The following is an 18,279-nucleotide window of genomic DNA, read 5'->3' as shown; positions in this document are numbered from 1 at the left end:
GATGAGTCCTTTGTTATACGTAGTTTTTATAGTTGTCTTTGGCTCTCTTTTTTATCTTTTGTTAAAAAGGCAGCTTCTTACAAAAAGACAAAAAGCCTTCATAGACTATGCTTATAAAAAGCAGGTAAAAGCTAAGATTAATAACGCCCAAGAGATTTTAGAAAAAAGCGACCCAGTGCTTTCTTATCTAAGCAAGATGGATAAAAATATAGTCTCTAAGCTTTTATATGGAATCTTAGTTTTTGTCTTTTTTTATATCATCAATGCCCTTTTTAACTTAAAGCTTGCACAAAGCACACTAGGCATCATAGGCATTTTAGCGATTATATTTTTTGTCTTAGCCCCTAGCTATATAGCTAAGTATATAGTCCAAAGCAGGGTAACAAAGATAGGCAAAGATATACCTATGTTTGTAGACTTGCTAGCCATTTGTGTTCAAAGCGGCATGAGTATAGAGCAGTCCATAGTCTTTTTAAGAGGGTCTATAGAGCAAGTTAATAAGGCCTTTTTACCTTTTTTAAACAAGCTTATAGCTAAAACTGAAGTAAGTGGGCTTGAAGTAGCCTTAGATGAACTTCAAAAAGAGCTACCTAGCCAAGAGATAAGCATGCTTTGTGCGACTTTAAAACAAAGCCTTAGATATGGAAGTGGTATATATGAAACTTTAATGGGGCTAAGTGCTGAGATAAGAGAAAGTGAGCTTTTAAAAGTAGAAGAGATAATCGGAAAGCTTGCTGCAAAGATGAGTGTGCCTTTGATACTTTTTTTCATGTTCCCAGTCATCATAGTTATAGCAGCCCCGGGCGTTATGCGCGTTATGGGTAATTTTTAGTAAAAACAAAAGGAATATTTAAATGAGGTTTTACAACAAGGTATTTTTAGTATTTATTGGAATCTTAATGTATGGCTGTAGCAACTTTGCCTCAACCACTGATATATATAAAGATGAGTTTAGAAAAGAAAAGATTTTGCTTTCAACTAAAAGCTATAGCGAACTCATAGAGATAAATAAAGAAAAGCTTAGAAAGCAAGACACTAAAGAGATACGCCTTAAACTATCTCAAAACTACTATGATGCAAAAGACTATGATTCTAGTCTCTACTATTTAAAACCTCTTTTGCAAGATGACAAAAATCTAGATGCCTTTATGCTAGATGCTAAGACTTTAGATGCCCTAGGCAGGTATAAAGAAGCACTAGATTCTATAAATATGGTCTTAGATAAAAAGCCAACTTTAGCTAGGGCTTATAATATAAGGGGCGTTATCTATGCAAAGCTTAGGGAGTTTGATAAAGCAGAAAAAGACTTCTTGCAAGCAAAAGAGTTCTTGCTTGATGATGAAGTGATAAATACTAATCTTGGCATGCTTTATATCTTAAAAAGAGACTATAAAGTCGCAGTAAGCTACCTTATGCCTCTTTATATGAGAGGGTCTAAAAATGAAACTGTCTTATCAAATCTTATCCTTGCTTTAGTAAAAGAGAAAAAAGATAAAGAGGCCTTAGAGATAGCTACTAAAGAGCACATCACGCGTAATCAAAGAAAGCTTATAAGAGTTTTAAGGACCAGCAAGATAGAAGCAGTAAGCAAGTTTGAGATACCAGAGCCCCCAAAGACTAAAGGAAAAGTCAGGGTTAAAAAGATAAAAAAGGCACAAGCTAGCAAGGAAGAAAAGAGAGAAGAAAAAGTTGCTGAAAGTAAAGATGATAAAGGAGCTAAAGAGCTTATAGAATCTAAAAAGCAAGATTCTAAAGACTTGATTTCTAAAAGTGAGATTCCTAAAGATGGGCTTTCTCAAAATGCACTTGACACTCAAAGCTTAGAGCCTAAAGACATTAGTATAGAGCCTTTAAAGCAAAAAGATAAAGTTTTAAGATGAAAGACTTTTTAGTAGGCTTTTTTGACAAAAAAAAGCCTTTAGGCACTAGGTTTTTAAAAGAGCAAAAAGGAGTAGCGGCTATAGAGTTTGCCATGCTGCTTTTGCCTTTTTTTATATTAATAGTGATTATTATAGAGACTTCTATTTTGATCTATCAAAACTCTATCATTAGCTATATGGGCTTTAATGCTGCAAGCTATGCAAGTAGTTTTAACTATAAAGAAGGCTATGAAGAAAAGTATAAAGAGTATTTAGATTCTAGGAAAAATCAATTTCTAGCTTTTGTAAAACCCGAAAGGCTTACTTTAAAACTAGAATACTGTAGGAATCTAAAAGAGCTAGCTAATAACTCTTGTACTGGAAGCCCACAAGAAAATGCCCTAGTTATCTACAACCTAAGCTATCACGTAAACCCTCTCTTCCCTCTAGCATGGATTGACAAAAGGGCAAGATACATCACTTCTAGCAATATCTTCTTTTCTGAAAGAAGGGATTCCATCCTTGATAAAGAAGAAAAAGAAAGACTAGAAAAACTAAAAGCTTTGACTACTCAAAGCACTTAAAGCACGTAAAGGACTAACTTCATGAAAAACTTTTTTAAGCAAAAAAAAGGCTCTATAACCATAGAAGCCTCTGTGCTTTTTGGGCTTTTTGTGCTTCTTATCATGGTGATAGCAGATGTTGGCAGTGTGCTTTTAATGAAGCAGCGACTTGATAGACTTGCTTACTCGCTAGCTTCTATAGTGCGTGAAAGAACAGTGCTTTATAACAATGAACCCCTAGATGAACTCCAAGCTGATGAGATATATACCATGACTAGGAATCTTACTAAGAGTATGTTTAGGGATGCTGATAACTTATCTATAAAGATAGAAAGCATAGAGTTTGATAAGTCTAATAAAACTACTGCCATCCCAACTAACACCAAAGCCTACGCTAGAGGTAACATGGTCTGTGCACAAGGCACTGATATAAACACGCTATCAGAAGCAGCCATCTATACACCAGTTAGCCAGTGGAGTCCTATGTATAGAGTAAGTGTGTGTGCAAAGCCAACTAGTAACTTTTATATGAAAACAAATGTAGCAACAAACCTAGTAGATATGACTTCAGCTGCTGTGGTTTATGCAAGATAAAACTTATCGCTTAAAAGGGATGAAAGGACATTTATATGGAATCTAAAACAACCTTTATAAAAGACGAAAATGGCGTTATAGCAGTTACTACTGCTATCTTACTACCTTTGCTTTTTGGTCTTATGGCAGTAGGCTTTGATCTATCCATAGACCTAAGTAAGCAACAAAGGCTTAATGACGCACTAAAAGAAGCTAGCCTTGTAGCAAGCGCTACTAAAGATGAAGCCCTTATAACAAAGGCTACTCAAAAACTAGTTAGCTTATATGTAGGCAAAGATACTAACTTAGGTGATATAAAAATAGAGTACGGAAAGCAAGCCCTTGATCCAAACGACTTAAGTGAGATACAAAAAGCAGCTTCAAAAACTAGTGGGGGTGATGTCTCTTTAAACCCAAACCTTTTTGGAACTTACGCAGTAGTTAGTGCATCCATGAAGCAGCAAGGCTTTTTAAGCCAGTTTATAGATAAAAGTTTTAGCACAGGCACTAAACTAGCAGCAAGCTCTAAAATAGAAAAAGTTGATAATGGTGCAATAGGCGATTATGTAATCATCATGGACTATAGCAACGCAGGTAATAAGTCTCAAGTAGACTTTGATGCTAAGACTTATAAACTTTTATGTGAGGCAGATGCTAACCTTATACCTGTTGGGCTTTGTAACCCCCCTACAGGTGTGGCTAAGTATATAGATGCCCAGCAAACTATAGCTGCTAGTCTTATAAATACAGTTATGGGATTAGATGAGCTTCATAAGTCTCAGTTTGCAGTAGTGCCCTGGATAGTACACTCTCAAATCCTAGGAAGAGACTTACCTCAAGATGTGCTAGTAGGGCCTAATGAAGACATATACGAAGATGGAATCTATCTCTTTTATCCACAAATCCAAGCAGAGAGTAAACGCATAAGGCACTGGAACTACTGGTCAAGATTCACAAAAGCACCAACTGATGATAGCATTATGAGGGCTACTATGAAAAAAATAGTTGCCGATAAAAGAAAGATGGGTGCACCTGATATAAAGCTAAGTCAAGAATTTGTTGATGAGCCCGGTCTTATGAAACTCCTAGAAGTACCTTCTAGAGACAAGATCCCAGCACAAGTTGCAGGAGAGTATGCCAAAGGCTTTTCCTTTGTTAATAGCGTAGCTAGCTTTGGACTAGCCCCTACTTTAGGCTCTTATGAAAATAGAGATAGCATAGATAGAGAAAAGATAGTAGAAAGCATCTTTGATCTTAAAGAGTTTCCTTTAGTTAGGATGTATGATCCAAAATATGATCAAATCCTTCAGATAGAAGGACTAGAGGCAAATAAAAACAAGCCTGAAGACCCAAACCTAGCAAGGATAAGAGAGCAGATTAATAACATATCTAATACTTTGGAGGCTTTAAGACGGGTTTATAATAGAGTTAAGACTAATCCAGCACTTGCGCCGGGCATCTTAAGTCAGATCCAGTCCAAAGAAGCAGAGATGAAGGTGCTTCAAGCTCAAATAGATGCTAAAGAGCCTGAGATAACAGTAAGATCTAAAGGCAGACCTATGTGTAACTTCTTTGAGTTTAGACTTAGAAAACCTGATAATGCCCTGTGTGCACCCTATGTCTTAAACCAGCTTATCCAAGTAGAACAACCGCTAATAAGACTTACTACTCCTAAAGACATACAAAGTATAAAACCCATAGCTACGATTCCTTTTAAAATAGAAAATGGCGGCTATGCCTCTGATCAGTTACAAACTCCAGCAGCTACAGATAGCCCTTATGGTAACACTCTCCCTTCAGGTGCTTTGATAAGGGCAGCCCAGATACTTGCAGATTCTAGAAGTGGTAACACCAAACAAAGAATCATAGTTTTTACTGCACTTTCAACTGACGTTGATAGATACTTCCTTGCTACTGCCAATATGTGCCAGATCATAAGAAAAGGCTTAAAGCAAAGAAAAGGCACTGATGTAGAGATATACCCAGTAAACCTTACTAAAAACTCCCAGCGTGTAGGCATTGATGAGGAAAAGAGATTCAAAGAAGTGTGGGAGCAGTGCACTCCTAAAGAAAACATCTTTGTAAGTAAAGATATAGATTCTTTCCTTAAGCGGATGAAAGATGAGATAGTAAAAGACAGCTTTGGTAAATTTACTAATAGATAGGGTTGTGAATAGATTTAAGAGCCAAAAAGCAGGTTCACTAGTAAGATGGGCTTGCTAAAAAAGGCTATGTCTTAACACTAAGGCACGTAGTATTAATGAAGCAGTCTCTATCTTGTCTTAACGCTAAAAGGCGACATAGTCACTAACGTGGTAATCTCTACATTGTCTGAACGCGAGAAGGCACGTAGTATTAATGAAGCAGTCTCTACATTGTCTTAACACTAGAAGGCGACCATAGTCACTAACGTAATAGTTATGCGTTTGCGTCATCATAGGAGTGCAGCAGTCACTATTAATCAAATATAAAAAAACTCATAAAAAGAATCCATAAAAAGTAAAAAGATTGATTTGTTGTAATTAATGCAAAAGTTAAGCCTTCTCTTTCTTTCTTCTATTTTAGTAAAAGATCATTTTAATATTTAAAGTGAAAAAGAGCTAAAAATAGCTAAAAGTAAAATTTTATTTCATTTTTAATATTAACTAATAAATATTTTTTATAAAAGTTTTCACTTTAAGCTTCCTTTAATACAAAAAAAAAAAAAACAATTAGAATTTTCTAACTCACTAAGTTAGTGGTAATTAAATTCTAAAAGTAAAAAGGATAAAAGATGAAAAAGGTTACTAAGATAATACTAGCTACTAGCTTGATAGCTAGCTTAAGTAGTGTGGCTATGGCTGCTACCCATCATAAAAGAGGTAGTCACTCTAGAGAAAGTATAAGCTCTAGTAGTAATAATGACATAAGAGGAGTTAAGTTCTTACTGGGGGCTGGAGTAGGCACAGGACTAGATATAAATACTAATAAGGGCTTTAATGTAAATCTAGCTCCTAATGCAGGGTTGGACGCTAAGTTAAAACTAGGTACTGGAATCTTTACTACTACAAGATCTAGCACGCTAGGTTTACAAGCGACTATAGGAGTAGGAGCTAACTCTATAGGTAGTACTTCTAGTTTTAATCCTCAGTACTCAGTTAACTTAGACTTTATACAAGCTTTTAAACTTGGAAGTACAGGCTATATAAAACTAGGTTATATACTAGGTGCTGGTGTTGCTATAAGAACTAATGATGGTGGTAGTAATGGAAGAGGAAACTTTAGTGGTAATAGTGTAGTTGGGGCTGCTGTGGCTAGGATAAATGGGATTGATAATTCAGCTGCTAATGGCTATACATTACCAGATAGTGCAGGTGGTGTTCAAGGAGCGGATTATAATAGTGCAATAAGTCTAGCTAAGCAAGCCTATAATTCTGCAAAAAGTGGTAACTTTCAAGATGCAAATACTCAAATAGCTGCTGCACAGACTACTGCAAAAAAAGTCACAGGATGGTCATTTGGCGGCGGTATAGGCGGTATGGGCGGTATAGGAGGATCTTCATCAGCAATATTGGCCACAGATTATACAGGTGGGCACAATGTTAATTCGTACAATGAAAATTCTACAGCCAGTAATCGTGCAATAGCTCTAAGCACGGATCTTAACGACACTATAAACAATCTAGCCGTTCTCATCAAACAAATGCAAGACACTAGGATATCGGGGTTAAATTCTCAATTAACTAGCCTCCAAAACCAACTAAACCAAGCAAATAGCGATAAGACTACACAACAAGATAGAGCAGATACTTTACAGTCTCAGCTAGATACAGCTAACAATAAAACCATACCGGATTTAAAAAGTCAAATAAGTACTTTAACAACTGAAAAGTCTAAGATACAAGAAGATTTAAATACAGCAAATACAACTGTTGCAGCCTTAAAAGCAACTTCAGGTCAGCTAACTCCAGAACAAACAAAAGCTTTAAATGCTGCTAAACAGCAAGTTACAGATCTAACAGCTGAGTTAGGCACAGCTAATACAAATCTAACTAAGGCTCAAGGTGATTTAGAAAGTACTAAAACTCAACTAAGTGCAGTAACAGCTCAACTAGATGAACTTAAAAGACAAAATCGAATAGCAGCTGCTAATGAAGAAAGTGAAGCAGAGCGTAGACGTAGGGCAAGTGCTAATAACACCCCTTCACTAATGCCTACTCTTAAAGCTGGGCTTATAGCTTTTATAGGTAAGCATCAAGCAGTATCACTAGAGTATCAGTACTACTTTAGAAATACTATGCCTAATACAGCTAGTAGTGATATCTCATTTAACTATACCTACTACTTTGGAAGTAACTAGGAGATTAGATAACAACCCTTAAGCTTTAATTTAAGGGTTGTTGATATGAGTTAGTAAGAGTTATATGTGTTTGAAATATTTGTCATTGCCAGAAGGTCTTTAGATCTATTTGGCAATTAAATATTTAAGATTTAAGATTCTATTTATTTAAAAATCTTAACTCTTTGGGTTTGGGTGGGTGGGATGCATTACTTAAAAAGTAGTCTAAGAGTTTATAAAGATCTTTTTGTATGTTTGATCTTTATAACTAACTTTAAACTACTTAAAGACTTAAGTTTTTAAGAGTGATTATATTTTGTATGTTTATAGTCACAACAAAAACTTAAACCTTTGTCTTTTTAAGATCGCTTAAGGCTAGGTTTAGAGTTTATAAGCTTTTATTAGTGACAAAAGCTTATAGGTCTAATCTAGCCCTTTTTTATTGTACTTCTTTTTATATGTGCTTAAAGAGATAGTTTTTTAATATTTTCTTACTTTAATTACGTTGCAAGCTTTTATTAATTAAAAATAGATTCTATAAATCTATGGAATCTAAAAATATCTACTTGCCACAGGTTACAAAGTAATCTTTATAAACACTCTAGCCTTTTGTCTAGCCATGTATATATTACGCAAGCGTTATGTTAATAACATCATTTTTATTAAAGTAAGTATATGGATTAAAACGGATTTGATTATGTAGAAAAAGACATGGACTTAGGATCCATGTCTTATAAAAAGGATAGTTTGAGAAAAAACTATAATCTTGACTCGTAGCGTCTTAGCATATAAAGTCTTTTAAGCATTTTCTTCTTAGCATTAATTTTTTGCTTTTTACGCTTTTCAGTTTTAGATTCAAAAAATCTTCTTGCTCTGCACTCTGTTACAACTAGATTTCTATCTACTTGTTTTTTAAACTTTCGATACATATCATCAAAACTTTCGTTTTCCTTCATCTTAATACCAGGCATCTAACATCACCTACTTTCTGTTATAGATAAGATCTTATTCTAGCATATTATGCTTGAATATTATAATCAGTGTGTGCTTTGTCAAAGTGAGACATAGTCGCTCCATCTACAACGCCATAAGCAACTTGAAGTGTGCTAAGTAGCTTGGTCTCATAGCTGTTATGTATCTCATAGTCTCTTGAGAAGTTTAAAAGCGCCCAGTTGTTATCCCAAGTGTTAAAAGCAAAGTTTGCAATTTTATGCTGTTCTAAAGTTTTAGCACCGCGGATTGCTAACTGTATGTCATTTGGAATCCACTTGCCATTTAGCTTGATAGCTGATCTTGTATAAACTCTTTTGTCTGCATCAGCTAGGTTAAATCGACCAGAATCTAAAGTAAGACCAAAAGCCTCGCTTGCTTCTATATTACAAGCTCTGCAAAGTGCTACAAAAACTGAACTAGCTGATATGTTGCTGCCTTTTAAAAGCTCGCTTCCATCTTTTGCATAGATAGTTCTTATACCAGCTTTATCTTTTGCATTATTAGAATCCACATTAGCTATCACCCAGCCAAATAGATTCCTAGCTTTTTGCTCATCAGTTAGTGCTAGCTTAGTGATAGCATCTGCTATAAGCTTTACATTTCTATCAACTCTTACGTCTCTACTGCAGCTTAGGTAGTCACCTTTTGGCAAGTCGAGCTTTTTGGTTAGGTCTATGTCTAGATTTAAGCCAACTTTTATAGCGTGGAGACTGTCTTCTCTTTTTCCTGTCCATGAGGCTTCAAGCAAAGGAACAAGGTGATTATTACTTAGAGTATAGCCATCATAGTTACCTTCTACTTTCAGGTTTCTAGGTCTTTGAGTGGCGTTAGTATAAGCTAGCGGTATCCACACTTTGGCATTCTCTGTATAACCAAATTTCATATTATTTTGCAAGTTAAGGGAAAAAGTTCTAGTACCAGATTCTTTACTGGCTTCATTTGCATTGACTATATAGCTGCTGCCTAGTACTAGACCACCAGCACCTAGAGCAGTACCTTTAAGAAAACTCCTTCTATTAATTCCTTTCATTTGATTCCTTTGGCATTGATGTGTGAAGGGCCCTCCACCCACTAAAGTGGGAGTGGGCTTTACTTTTGGAGGGGGATAAGATCTTTAAAAATCTAAGATTTAAGCTTTTTTACTCATTTTTTTCATAGCTTCTTCAACGCCTTTTGCATAAGCAGGGTCTGCTTTTTGGAAGTGAGGCATTTGAGCTTTTACAACTGATTCTGGAACTTGAACTAACATGCCAGCTATAGTGTTAAATAGTCTTTCTTTTTGCTCTTTGCTAAATAGTCTGAAAAGATTACCCGGTTGAGTATAGTAGTCACTGTCATAGTCTCTGTAATTCCAGTGATTTATCTCAGTACTTTTTTCAAGCTTACTCATGTCTAGATTTGGCTCTATAAGTTTTCTGTTATCTTTGTAGCCCGGAAGACCGCTTGGACTATAGTTCATTTTGCTTCCATAGAATCCATTAGTCATGAAACCATCTCTGTTAACGTTATGTACTGCTACACCGTTTCTTGCTCTGTTGATAGGTAGCTGAGAGTGGTTAACTCCTAGTCTATATCTTTGAGTATCACCATAAGAGTATAGTCTTCCTTGAAGTAATCTATCAGGGCTAAATCCTATACCTTCAACTATGTGTCCCGGGTTGAATGCAGCTTGCTCAACTTCAGCAAAGTAGTTTTCTGGGTTTCTGTTTAACTCAACCATACCAACTTCCATTAATGGATAGTCTTTGTGAGGCCAAACTTTAGTTACGTCAAATGCGTAGTTTTTATCTTTAGCTTCATCTTCTGGCATGATTTGGATAGAAACTTTCCATTTTGGATAGTCTTTTTTCTCAATGTGCTCAAATAGATCTCTTTGGTGAGAGTTAAGGTCTTTACCTAATAGTGCAGAAGCTTCTTCATTAGTTAGGTTGTGTACACCTTGCATAGTGTGTAAGTGGAACTTAACCCAGAATCTTTGATTTTTATCATTAATAAAGCTAAATGTATGGCTACCATAACCATTCATCTTTCTAAAGCTTGAAGGTATACCTCTATCACCCATAACGTAAGTTACTTGGTGTAAAGCTTCAGGATTTTGACTCCAGAAGTCCCAAACTGCTGTTGGATCAGGAAGGTCAGTTTTTGGATTCCTTTTTTGAGTATGTATAAAGTCAGGGAATTTATAAGGGTCTCTAATAAAGAATATTGGAGTGTTGTTTCCAACTAAGTCCCAGTTTCCATCCTCTGTATAAAACTTCATCGCAAAACCTCTTGGATCTCTTACTGCGTCAGCGCCACCTCTTTCAGGTGCAACAGTTGAAAATCTAAAAAAGATTGGAGTTTTTGAACCTTTTTTGAAAACTTTAGCTTTAGTATATTTGCTTATATCTGCTGTAGCAGTAAAAGTTCCGTGTGCTCCACTACCTCTAGCGTGAACTACTCTTTCAGGGATTCTTTCTCTATCAAATGCACCTAGTTTTTCTAAAAACCATACATCTTGTAAAAGTAGTGGTCCTCTAGGTCCTACACTAGTTACGTTGTTGTCGTCATCAATAGCTCTACCTACGTTGTTAGTTATCTGAACAAAACCTTTTTCCATGTGGTCATCCTTTATAATGAAATACGTGATTAGTATAACACAAAAAAGAAACGAAATATTATCAATTAATATTTTTTATTGTTTAAGTGGATTCTATAGTTAGAAGGCTCTATTACTTTCTTGCAAAGTATACGCCACTAAGTATAACTAGTATGCCAATGAACTCTACTAAACCTATCTTTTCGCCAAGTATAAGATAGCCAAGTATGACGCTTATAACTGGAGAAGCCAAGATTAAAAGGCTAATGGCCAACTGGCTTAGTCTACCTAGCAAAAAGCCAAAAAGCCCTTGCCCAAAAACTTGCCCAAAAAGTGCTATAAGTCCAACTATCAGCCAGTCATAAGATGTCTTTGGAACTGCTAAGCCTTCTGAAAAAAAAGACACTGGTAGTAAAAATAAGCTTGCCCCACAGCAAGTATAAAACATAATCTCTAAAGTATCATACTTCTTACGCAAGGAGTGAATCATCATTAAAAATATAGAGTAGCAAACTAAGCTACCAAAAGCGAAAAGATCTCCATACAAAGTGGCAACCCCACCGTGGTCTCCTCCTTCAAGCAGCAAGACTATCCCAACTATAGCTACAAAAGTACCCACAAAAAACATCTTTGAAACCTTCTGCTTATACAAAAAGTAGCCAAGTGGTATCATGATAAAACATACTAGTGAGGTTATAAGGTGAAAGTGGGCGATTGAAGTATGTTTTAAAGAAATATTCATCATAAAAACATCTAGGGCAAAAAAGATTCCAGCCACCAAGATTAACACTATGTGCTTTAATGGAATCTTTCTAAAGCTAGGCTTAGGAAGACAAAGGATTAAAAAGATGGGTATAGCTAATGCCATACGCCAAAAAGCTATGGATATAGGAGGAGTATCAGTAAGCTTTACTAAGATGGTGGCATAGCCTATTATCCCTTCAGCTATTACAGCAGAGGCTAAGTAGCCATATGAGCGTTTCATCTTAGTTAGAAAGTTTTATAAAGACATGTTATAAAAGTCATTAGTAGCTTTTACAAAGCCATCCATACTTCCACAGTCATACCTTTTGCCGCTAAATTTATAAGCTAATACCTTTCCTTTCTCTGCTTGCTTCATCAAAGCATCAGTTATTTGTATCTCATTGTTAATGCCAGCTTTTGTAGTCCTTAAGATATCAAAGATATCAGGAGTTAATATGTATCTACCTATAATGGCAAGATTACTAGGGGCTTTATCAATGCTTGGTTTTTCAACTAGGCTTTTAACTTTATAAAGATTAGATTCTATCTTTTCTCCATCTATGACGCCATATTTATTAACCTCTGAAGGGTTAACTTCTTCTATTGCCACAACTGAACACTTATGCTTTTTATAGACTTCTACCATCTGAGTTAGCACACTTGCCCCATCGTTATAACACAAGTCATCAGCTAGTATCACAGCAAAAGGCTTAGTGCCAACTAAAGTCTCACCAGTTAGTATGGCGTGCCCTAAGCCTTTCATCTCTTTTTGTCTTGTGTAGCTAAAAGTAGCTACATTCATAACTTCTCTTAACTCATCTAAGAGGGCATCTTTTGAGCTTCCTTTTATCTGACTTTCTAACTCATAGCTTATATCAAAGTGATCTTCTATAGCCCTTTTCCCACGCCCTGTAACTATAGCCATAGTATGACAGCCTGCACTTATGGCTTCTTCTACGCCGTATTGGATTAAAGGCTTAGTAAGTATAGGTAACATCTCTTTAGGCATAGCCTTAGTTGCTGGTAAAAATCTAGTCCCATAGCCTGCTGCTGGAAATAAACAAGCTTCTATAACGCCATCTTCTTTATTGTGCTTCATCTTATAAATCCTTAAATGTTTTAGTAAATTAGAGCTTTATCTAGCAGCTCTTCTACATTGATATCTCTGCCAAATAATCTTTCATATATTATATAGTTTGCAAGCACTCTCATACCATAGAATCTAGATTCTTCATAAGGCACTAACTCAAGGCTAAGCCAAGGCTCATAAGCACGCCCTTTTATAAAAAGCCTTTTTTGTGCCAAAAGACGCCTTAAAAAACCAGGTCCTCCATTATAAGCGTAAGCTACAAAAAGAGGGTGTTTAAACTCCTTTCTTAATACTTCTATATAGTAACGCCCCATACTAAGCCCAACTTCTGGTTTAAATAAGTCCTCATACTTCATGCTATCTAGTCCCATGTCCTTTGCAAAAGGCATAACATTAGCTGGCATTATCTGCATGATACCTAAAGCAAAAGACCTTGATATTATAGAAGGGAGGAAGTGACTTTCTTGCTTAGCTATGGCGTAAACAAAACTTTTTTGATCTATAGAATCCCAAGTTAACAAATGCTCATAAGGATGGATATAGTAGTTTTTAGAATACTTGTGCATCCTTTGCATGACGTAAGAAAACTGTGCCATAGAATCTTTATACTCAAAGTTTTGGATGATATTTTTAAGCTCTATTGGGTTGTTTTCACTAACTATCTTTGCACTAAGCTCTTGCCACTTATAAGGATCACTTATATCAAAAGGTGCTTTTTCACCCCTTATCTCAGGCAAGCTTGTAACTATCTCAAACTTTGGCTTAGTTTTTAAGATCTGATTAGCAGCTATAGAGAAAAGATCTACAAAAGTGCTTTGTGCAGCCTGCTTTAAAGCATCTTTATCGCCCCCTACAAGATACTGCCAAAACAAAGCCCTATCTTTAAAAAGCGGATCACTAGCTTTTGAGTAAGCTTGCTTAAAATACTTTATAGCCTTAGTTTTATCCCCTCTTTGGACTTCGTTTATACCTAGTAAAAAAGCTGCATTATGAGTAATTTTAGTTAGATAAATCTTAGTTAGTGCTTCTTTTAAAGCTAAAAACTTAGGGTCTAGTACAACTACAGTAAGAAGAGTGCTAAAAGAAGTTAGATTAGCACTACTTAGCCTAAGTATAGAATCTTCAAGCAAGTTTTCTGGTACTGTGCTAAAAAGATCTTGCTTTATGGCGTAAGGAAGTGCATTAAAAACATTTACAAAAACGTTAGCTTGGCTATCTAGCAAGCTTAAAGCTAAGTCTTTAGAGCTTAAAACATCTATGCTTTGAGTAAGCAAGGGATAAGATGTGCCTAAGACTTGCTTAATCTTTGCAATAGTTGGTGCATCAAGAGTTAAGATATCTGGTAGCTTTAAAGCCTTGCTAAGACAAGCAGCATCTTGATTTAGTGCGTCACTTAGACTCATACGTGAGCAGATTAGATCTCTTGGGAGTTCTTCTTGGACATGTAAGTTTGCAAGGGTTTTTTTAAGATAGGGATTCTTATTAGAGATTAAACCGTAAGCCTCACTTATCTCTGCTGAAGTAAGATTAGGAGTTTGCAAGTACTGCCAGATATAAAAGTCTCTTACAATACCTTTTGGTTTATCTTTGATATAAGTGTCAAAGAAGCTATTAGCATGAAGCACGCTTAATATGAGTGCTAAAAATATCAGTTTTTTCAAAGTGTTACCAGTATCCTAATTAGAGTTAAATCAATAAACTGCAAAATTATAATTACAATTAGTGGAGCAAAGTCCATATTCCTATAAACAGTAGGGATCACCTTCTTTATAAGATGATAGGCTGGGTCAGTTATATTACGCAAGAACTGTACTATGGGATTATAAGGGTTAGGCTGGACTAGTGAAAGAATAGCTGCTATAAAAATAACCCAGCTATAAATCGTAATTAAATAATGCAATATGATGCCTATAGCGTGCAGTATTATCATTTTTCTCCTTTTAGAAAGTCTCTTATAACTGGATAAATCTTATCCAACTCTATACCGTGCTCTTTGCCACTTAAAATAATGCGAAGTGGTTTAAAAAAGCTCTTTCCCTTAAGGCCACTTTTTTCCATTAAAGCTTTTTTAAAGTCTTCATAGTCTAAGTCAAAAAGACTTTTATCTTCTAAGCAATCTTTAAGTGTGTTAATCTCACTTTCATATTCTTTGCTTACTTTAGATTCTAAAGGTGCTAAAGCGTAGTCTAGCAGCTCTTTTAACTCTAAGATAGTGCTTACTTCAAGCTTAAAAACATCTATTAAGGCTTCATTTTTAGGAAGACTAGAATCTAGTTTTATAATCTCGCTTGCTTCCATGCTGCGCAAAATCTCTCTATTTAAAAATAGCAAATATTTATAGTCAAAGTGCACACTATTATTACTAAACTGGCTTATATCTACCTCAGCTACTAAGTCTTTATAGTTAAGCACTTTATTATCTAGGATATATTTTTCTAGCTTTGAGTTGCCAAGTATCAAAAGATATAAAGCTATAGCTTTGGCAAATAGCCCTTGTGATAACAGCCATTTTACACTTGAACTCTTATCTCTCTTACTCATCTTTTTGCCATCTTCACCTAGTAAGATTGGCAAGTGGGCATAGCGTGCTTCTTTATAGCCAAGGGCGTTTTTTATAGCTATCTGCTTAGGAGTGTTACTTACATGGTCTTCTCCTCTAACTATCAAAGTCATATCTTTATCATCAATAGCACAAGCGAAGTTATAAGTTGGGAGGTTGTTTCTCATGATAACAAAGCTTTCTAGCTCTTTTTTATCAAAGAAAAGTTTGCCTTTTATCTCATCTACAAAGCTTATAGAATCTGTCATCTTAAAACGCACTACTGGATGTGGATTAGTCTCTTTTTCCAACTCTGCCCAAGCATCTTGATATCTAAAAGGACGTTTAAGCCTGCTAGCTTCTTCTCTTTTAGATTCTAAAAACTCTTTAGTGCAGTAGCAGTAAAAGGCCTTGCCCTCATCTAGCAGTTTTTGTGCTATCTCTCTATGGAGGTCAAAGTTATCACTTTGCAAGATGTAGTGTTTAGTTGGAATCTCAAACTGACTTAAAAGCTCTAAGATCTCTTTTTCTTTATCTTTGATATTTCTATCAACATCTGTGTCTTCTATACGAACTATGAACTTTTCATCCATCTTAAGAGATAAGATATAGCTTATGATGGCTGCCCTCATATTACCTACGTGTAAGTCGCCTGTTGGGCTTGGTGCAAAACGAAGCATTAAAATCCTTCTTTAAATATATGGTATTAAGTAGCTAACTACTTTTTTAGATTCTTAGGGTTACTAAGGATGGCGTTTTTAGAGCTTTCCATCAAGTCTTCTTCTGTGCTTTTTGGTGTTTTTAACTCTTCTTCTTCATCTAGCGAAAAAGGATTTATAAACAAGATTAACTCGCCCCTACTTTCTTCACTAGGAAGTAAGATCTGATGCACAGAGTGATAAGGAAGGCTTACTACTGAGCCGATATTTTGCGGCCCAAAACCTGCTTCAAAACTCATATACTCTTCACCTAACTCTATGCTTTCAAAAGTAAAGCCAGCTAGTATAAACATAGTTAACTCTCCAAAGTTATCGCTTATATCGCTAGGCAAGCTTGGTTCAAAGCTAGTCTTATCTATAGAGCACACAAGTGCAAAGTTAGAATTAGATTCTATAAGAGTGTGAAAGATCTCTTTTGCATGTTTGGCTAATATATGTTTTAACATGTTTCTAAGAGTTCCTTAAACTCACTTAAAAGCTTTCTAACTTCTTCCATACCTATCTCCCAAAACTCTTTAGTGTTTACATCAAAGCCAAAAGCTAAAACTAAGTCGCGTGGAGACTGGCTTCCGCCCATACTTAAAAAGTTAGTATAAGTTTTTATAAATGCTTCTTTATCTTTTGCTTTTTTATAAAGTCCAAAAAGTGCTAGCACTAAAAGCTGACCATAAGAGTAAGCATAGCAGTAAAATGGCGAGTGTATAAAGTGAGGTATATAAGACCACCACGAAGAGTAGTTTTTAGTTAGCTCTACACTTCCTAAAAACATCTCTTCATTACACTTAGCCCAGATGGAATCTAACTCTTCACTAGTTAACTCATCTTCTTTAGCGTGTATCTCTCTTTCAAAGTTAGTCATAACTATCTGACGGAATAAAGTAGAGTAGATATCTTCTATCTTGCCCGCATAGATTTCAAGCAGCTCTCCTCCTTTTAGCTTTTTTTTCATCTTATCAAAAAGCAGCATCTCAGAAAAAACTGAAGCAGTTTCAGCTGTGGTTAAAGGTGTATCCATATTAAGCACGCCTTGATGCTTACTTAGCTCTTGATGGATCATGTGCCCAAACTCATGGGCTATAGTAAAGGCATCACGTCTATTACCAGTGTGATTTAGAAGTACGTAAGGATGGGAACTTGGCACGCTTCCATGACTAAAAGCCCCTCCTCTTTTGCCCTCTTTTGGATGGGAATCTACCCAGCCTTCACTAACTGCTTTTTTAGCTATAGCATGGAAGGTTGGACTAAAGGCTTGTAAAGATTCTAAAGTCTCATTTAAGGCAGTTTTAAAGTCCATATGTAGCGACTTAGAATCCTTATTTAACTGCAAAGGTGCATATCTATCATAGTCTTTTAGCTTTATACCTAAAAGCTTAGACTTTATAAGGTAGTAGTCTTTTACTAAGCTCATATTTGCATTAACGCAGTCTACTAGGGCATCTACGCTTTCTTCAGTTGCTTGGTTGGCTATATGCCTAAAGCTTTCAGGTCGCACGTAACCTCTAAGCTCTTGGAAGATCTTCACATCTTTTCTAATCATATTAATAATATAAGTTAGCTGATGTGAGTAAGTAGAAAGCGTTTTTGTAAAGTGCTCTTGGGCTTTTTTTCTAGTCTCTCTATCACTGCTATGAAGAAGGGCTAAGATCTCTTCTTCATTTAGCTCTTTAGAATCTAGCACGCCTTCAAACTTCATCCTAGCAAAAAGCTCATCAAAAAGCCTAGAAAAAGCACTAGCACCAAGGCTTGAAGTTTTTATTAAAACCTTTTCTTCAGGTAAGCTTAATTGATACTTTTTAGCATCTCTTAGGTTACTTAGGTAAAAAGAGTGATTTTTACTAGAATCTATAAAGCCTTGTAAGATGGCGTCTGGAAGTGAGGCGATTTCTAGTTCAAAAAAGATTAGATGAGATTGAAGGTCATTGCACTTAAGCTCATACTTTGCATAAATACTACCTTTTTTTGTATCAGTTGAGTACTGTAAAAAAGCAAAGGTCATAACCTTAGATAGCCCTTCTAAAAGCTTTTCGTACTCATTTAGAGCGTGTTCAAACTGCTCATTATCTAGTGTTTCTATCTGTTTTTGATATCTATGCTCAAAACTTTTTATATTAGCTTCTAAAACTGTAAGGCTATGACTTGCAACGTCATTATTTGGAAACAAAGAATCTAAATTAAACTCTAATCTTAGGTCTGTGCTACTCATTATAAGTTCCTCTCTATATTTTTTAAGTCTTAAATTTAGGTTAAGTCTATTATAATCTCTATTTATTGTAAATAATCAGGTTTCAAAGGACTAAAGGCGA

General features: G+C 35.6%; 16 protein-coding genes. 6 read left to right on the top strand and 10 right to left on the bottom strand.

From position 1 onward, the window contains the following. Position 1 precedes the first annotated feature (1 nt). The 6 genes from BKH40_RS02420 to BKH40_RS02395 all read left to right on the top strand — a co-directional run bounded on the left by BKH40_RS02420 (position 2) and on the right by BKH40_RS02395 (position 7,334). Positions 2–832: a type II secretion system F family protein gene (locus BKH40_RS02420; protein ID WP_095276628.1), complete on the top strand. Its 831-nt coding sequence runs from the start codon at positions 2–4 to the stop codon at positions 830–832. Between the two features lie 22 nt (positions 833–854). Further along, on the top strand, positions 855–1,880 hold the full coding sequence (locus BKH40_RS02415) for a hypothetical protein (protein ID WP_095276625.1): 1,026 nt from the start codon (positions 855–857) through the stop codon (positions 1,878–1,880). Continuing rightward, the gene (locus BKH40_RS02410) at positions 1,877–2,443 is read left to right on the top strand and encodes a TadE/TadG family type IV pilus assembly protein (protein WP_095276622.1); all 567 of its coding nucleotides are present in this window, start codon (positions 1,877–1,879) and stop codon (positions 2,441–2,443) included. Before BKH40_RS02415 ends, BKH40_RS02410 begins: the two co-directional genes overlap by 4 nt. 21 nt (positions 2,444–2,464) lie before the next feature. Continuing rightward, complete coding sequence (tadF, locus tag BKH40_RS02405; protein WP_095276620.1) at positions 2,465–3,016, top strand: tight adherence pilus pseudopilin TadF; 552 nt, start codon at positions 2,465–2,467, stop codon at positions 3,014–3,016. A gap of 35 nt (positions 3,017–3,051) precedes the next feature. Next, on the top strand, positions 3,052–5,160 hold the full coding sequence (locus BKH40_RS02400) for a TadE/TadG family type IV pilus assembly protein (RefSeq protein ID WP_095276617.1): 2,109 nt from the start codon (positions 3,052–3,054) through the stop codon (positions 5,158–5,160). 608 nt (positions 5,161–5,768) lie between these two features. Then, positions 5,769–7,334, top strand: a complete 1,566-nt coding sequence (locus BKH40_RS02395) for a hypothetical protein (RefSeq protein WP_095276615.1) — start codon at positions 5,769–5,771, stop codon at positions 7,332–7,334. A gap of 737 nt (positions 7,335–8,071) precedes the next feature. Here the strand turns inward: BKH40_RS02395 and rpsU are convergent. The 10 genes from rpsU to BKH40_RS02345 all read right to left on the bottom strand — a co-directional run bounded on the left by rpsU (position 8,072) and on the right by BKH40_RS02345 (position 18,179). After that, entirely contained in the window at positions 8,072–8,284 is a 213-nt protein-coding gene (gene rpsU, locus BKH40_RS02390; RefSeq protein ID WP_095276612.1) for a 30S ribosomal protein S21, read from the bottom strand. Between the two features lie 47 nt (positions 8,285–8,331). Further along, on the bottom strand, positions 8,332–9,336 hold the full coding sequence (locus BKH40_RS02385) for a transglutaminase domain-containing protein (protein WP_095276737.1): 1,005 nt from the start codon (positions 9,334–9,336) through the stop codon (positions 8,332–8,334). Between the two features lie 99 nt (positions 9,337–9,435). Then, positions 9,436–10,905 carry a catalase gene (locus BKH40_RS02380; protein WP_095276611.1) on the bottom strand — a complete coding sequence of 490 codons (1,470 nt, stop codon included), beginning with the start codon at positions 10,903–10,905 and terminating at the stop codon, positions 9,436–9,438. Positions 10,906–11,017: 112 nt separating this feature from the next. Then, entirely contained in the window at positions 11,018–11,869 is an 852-nt protein-coding gene (locus tag BKH40_RS02375; RefSeq protein ID WP_095276608.1) for a DMT family transporter, read from the bottom strand. 15 nt (positions 11,870–11,884) lie between these two features. Continuing rightward, positions 11,885–12,727 carry a UTP--glucose-1-phosphate uridylyltransferase GalU gene (galU, locus tag BKH40_RS02370; RefSeq protein ID WP_095276605.1) on the bottom strand — a complete coding sequence of 281 codons (843 nt, stop codon included), beginning with the start codon at positions 12,725–12,727 and terminating at the stop codon, positions 11,885–11,887. Positions 12,728–12,747: 20 nt separating this feature from the next. Beyond that, entirely contained in the window at positions 12,748–14,379 is a 1,632-nt protein-coding gene (locus tag BKH40_RS02365) for a lytic transglycosylase domain-containing protein (protein WP_095276603.1), read from the bottom strand. Beyond that, positions 14,376–14,648 carry a YggT family protein gene (locus BKH40_RS02360; RefSeq protein ID WP_095276600.1) on the bottom strand — a complete coding sequence of 91 codons (273 nt, stop codon included), beginning with the start codon at positions 14,646–14,648 and terminating at the stop codon, positions 14,376–14,378. The genes BKH40_RS02365 and BKH40_RS02360 overlap by 4 nt, the downstream gene beginning before the upstream one ends. Further along, positions 14,645–15,937 (bottom strand): glutamate--tRNA ligase, encoded by a 1,293-nt coding sequence (gene gltX, locus BKH40_RS02355; protein ID WP_095276598.1) that lies wholly within the window; start codon positions 15,935–15,937, stop codon positions 14,645–14,647. The genes BKH40_RS02360 and gltX overlap by 4 nt, the downstream gene beginning before the upstream one ends. Positions 15,938–15,975: 38 nt before the next feature. After that, positions 15,976–16,422, bottom strand: a complete 447-nt coding sequence (locus BKH40_RS02350; RefSeq protein WP_095276595.1) for a hypothetical protein — start codon at positions 16,420–16,422, stop codon at positions 15,976–15,978. Further along, entirely contained in the window at positions 16,416–18,179 is a 1,764-nt protein-coding gene (locus BKH40_RS02345) for a M3 family oligoendopeptidase (protein WP_095276592.1), read from the bottom strand. Before BKH40_RS02345 ends, BKH40_RS02350 begins: the two co-directional genes overlap by 7 nt. Positions 18,180–18,279: the final 100 nt, after the last annotated feature.

Source organism: Helicobacter sp. 11S02629-2, from assembly GCF_002272875.1.
Classification (GTDB): Bacteria; Campylobacterota; Campylobacteria; order Campylobacterales; family Helicobacteraceae; genus Helicobacter_I.
Note: the sequence above shows the minus strand (reverse complement) of the source record. Positions and strands in the feature narration are given on the sequence as shown.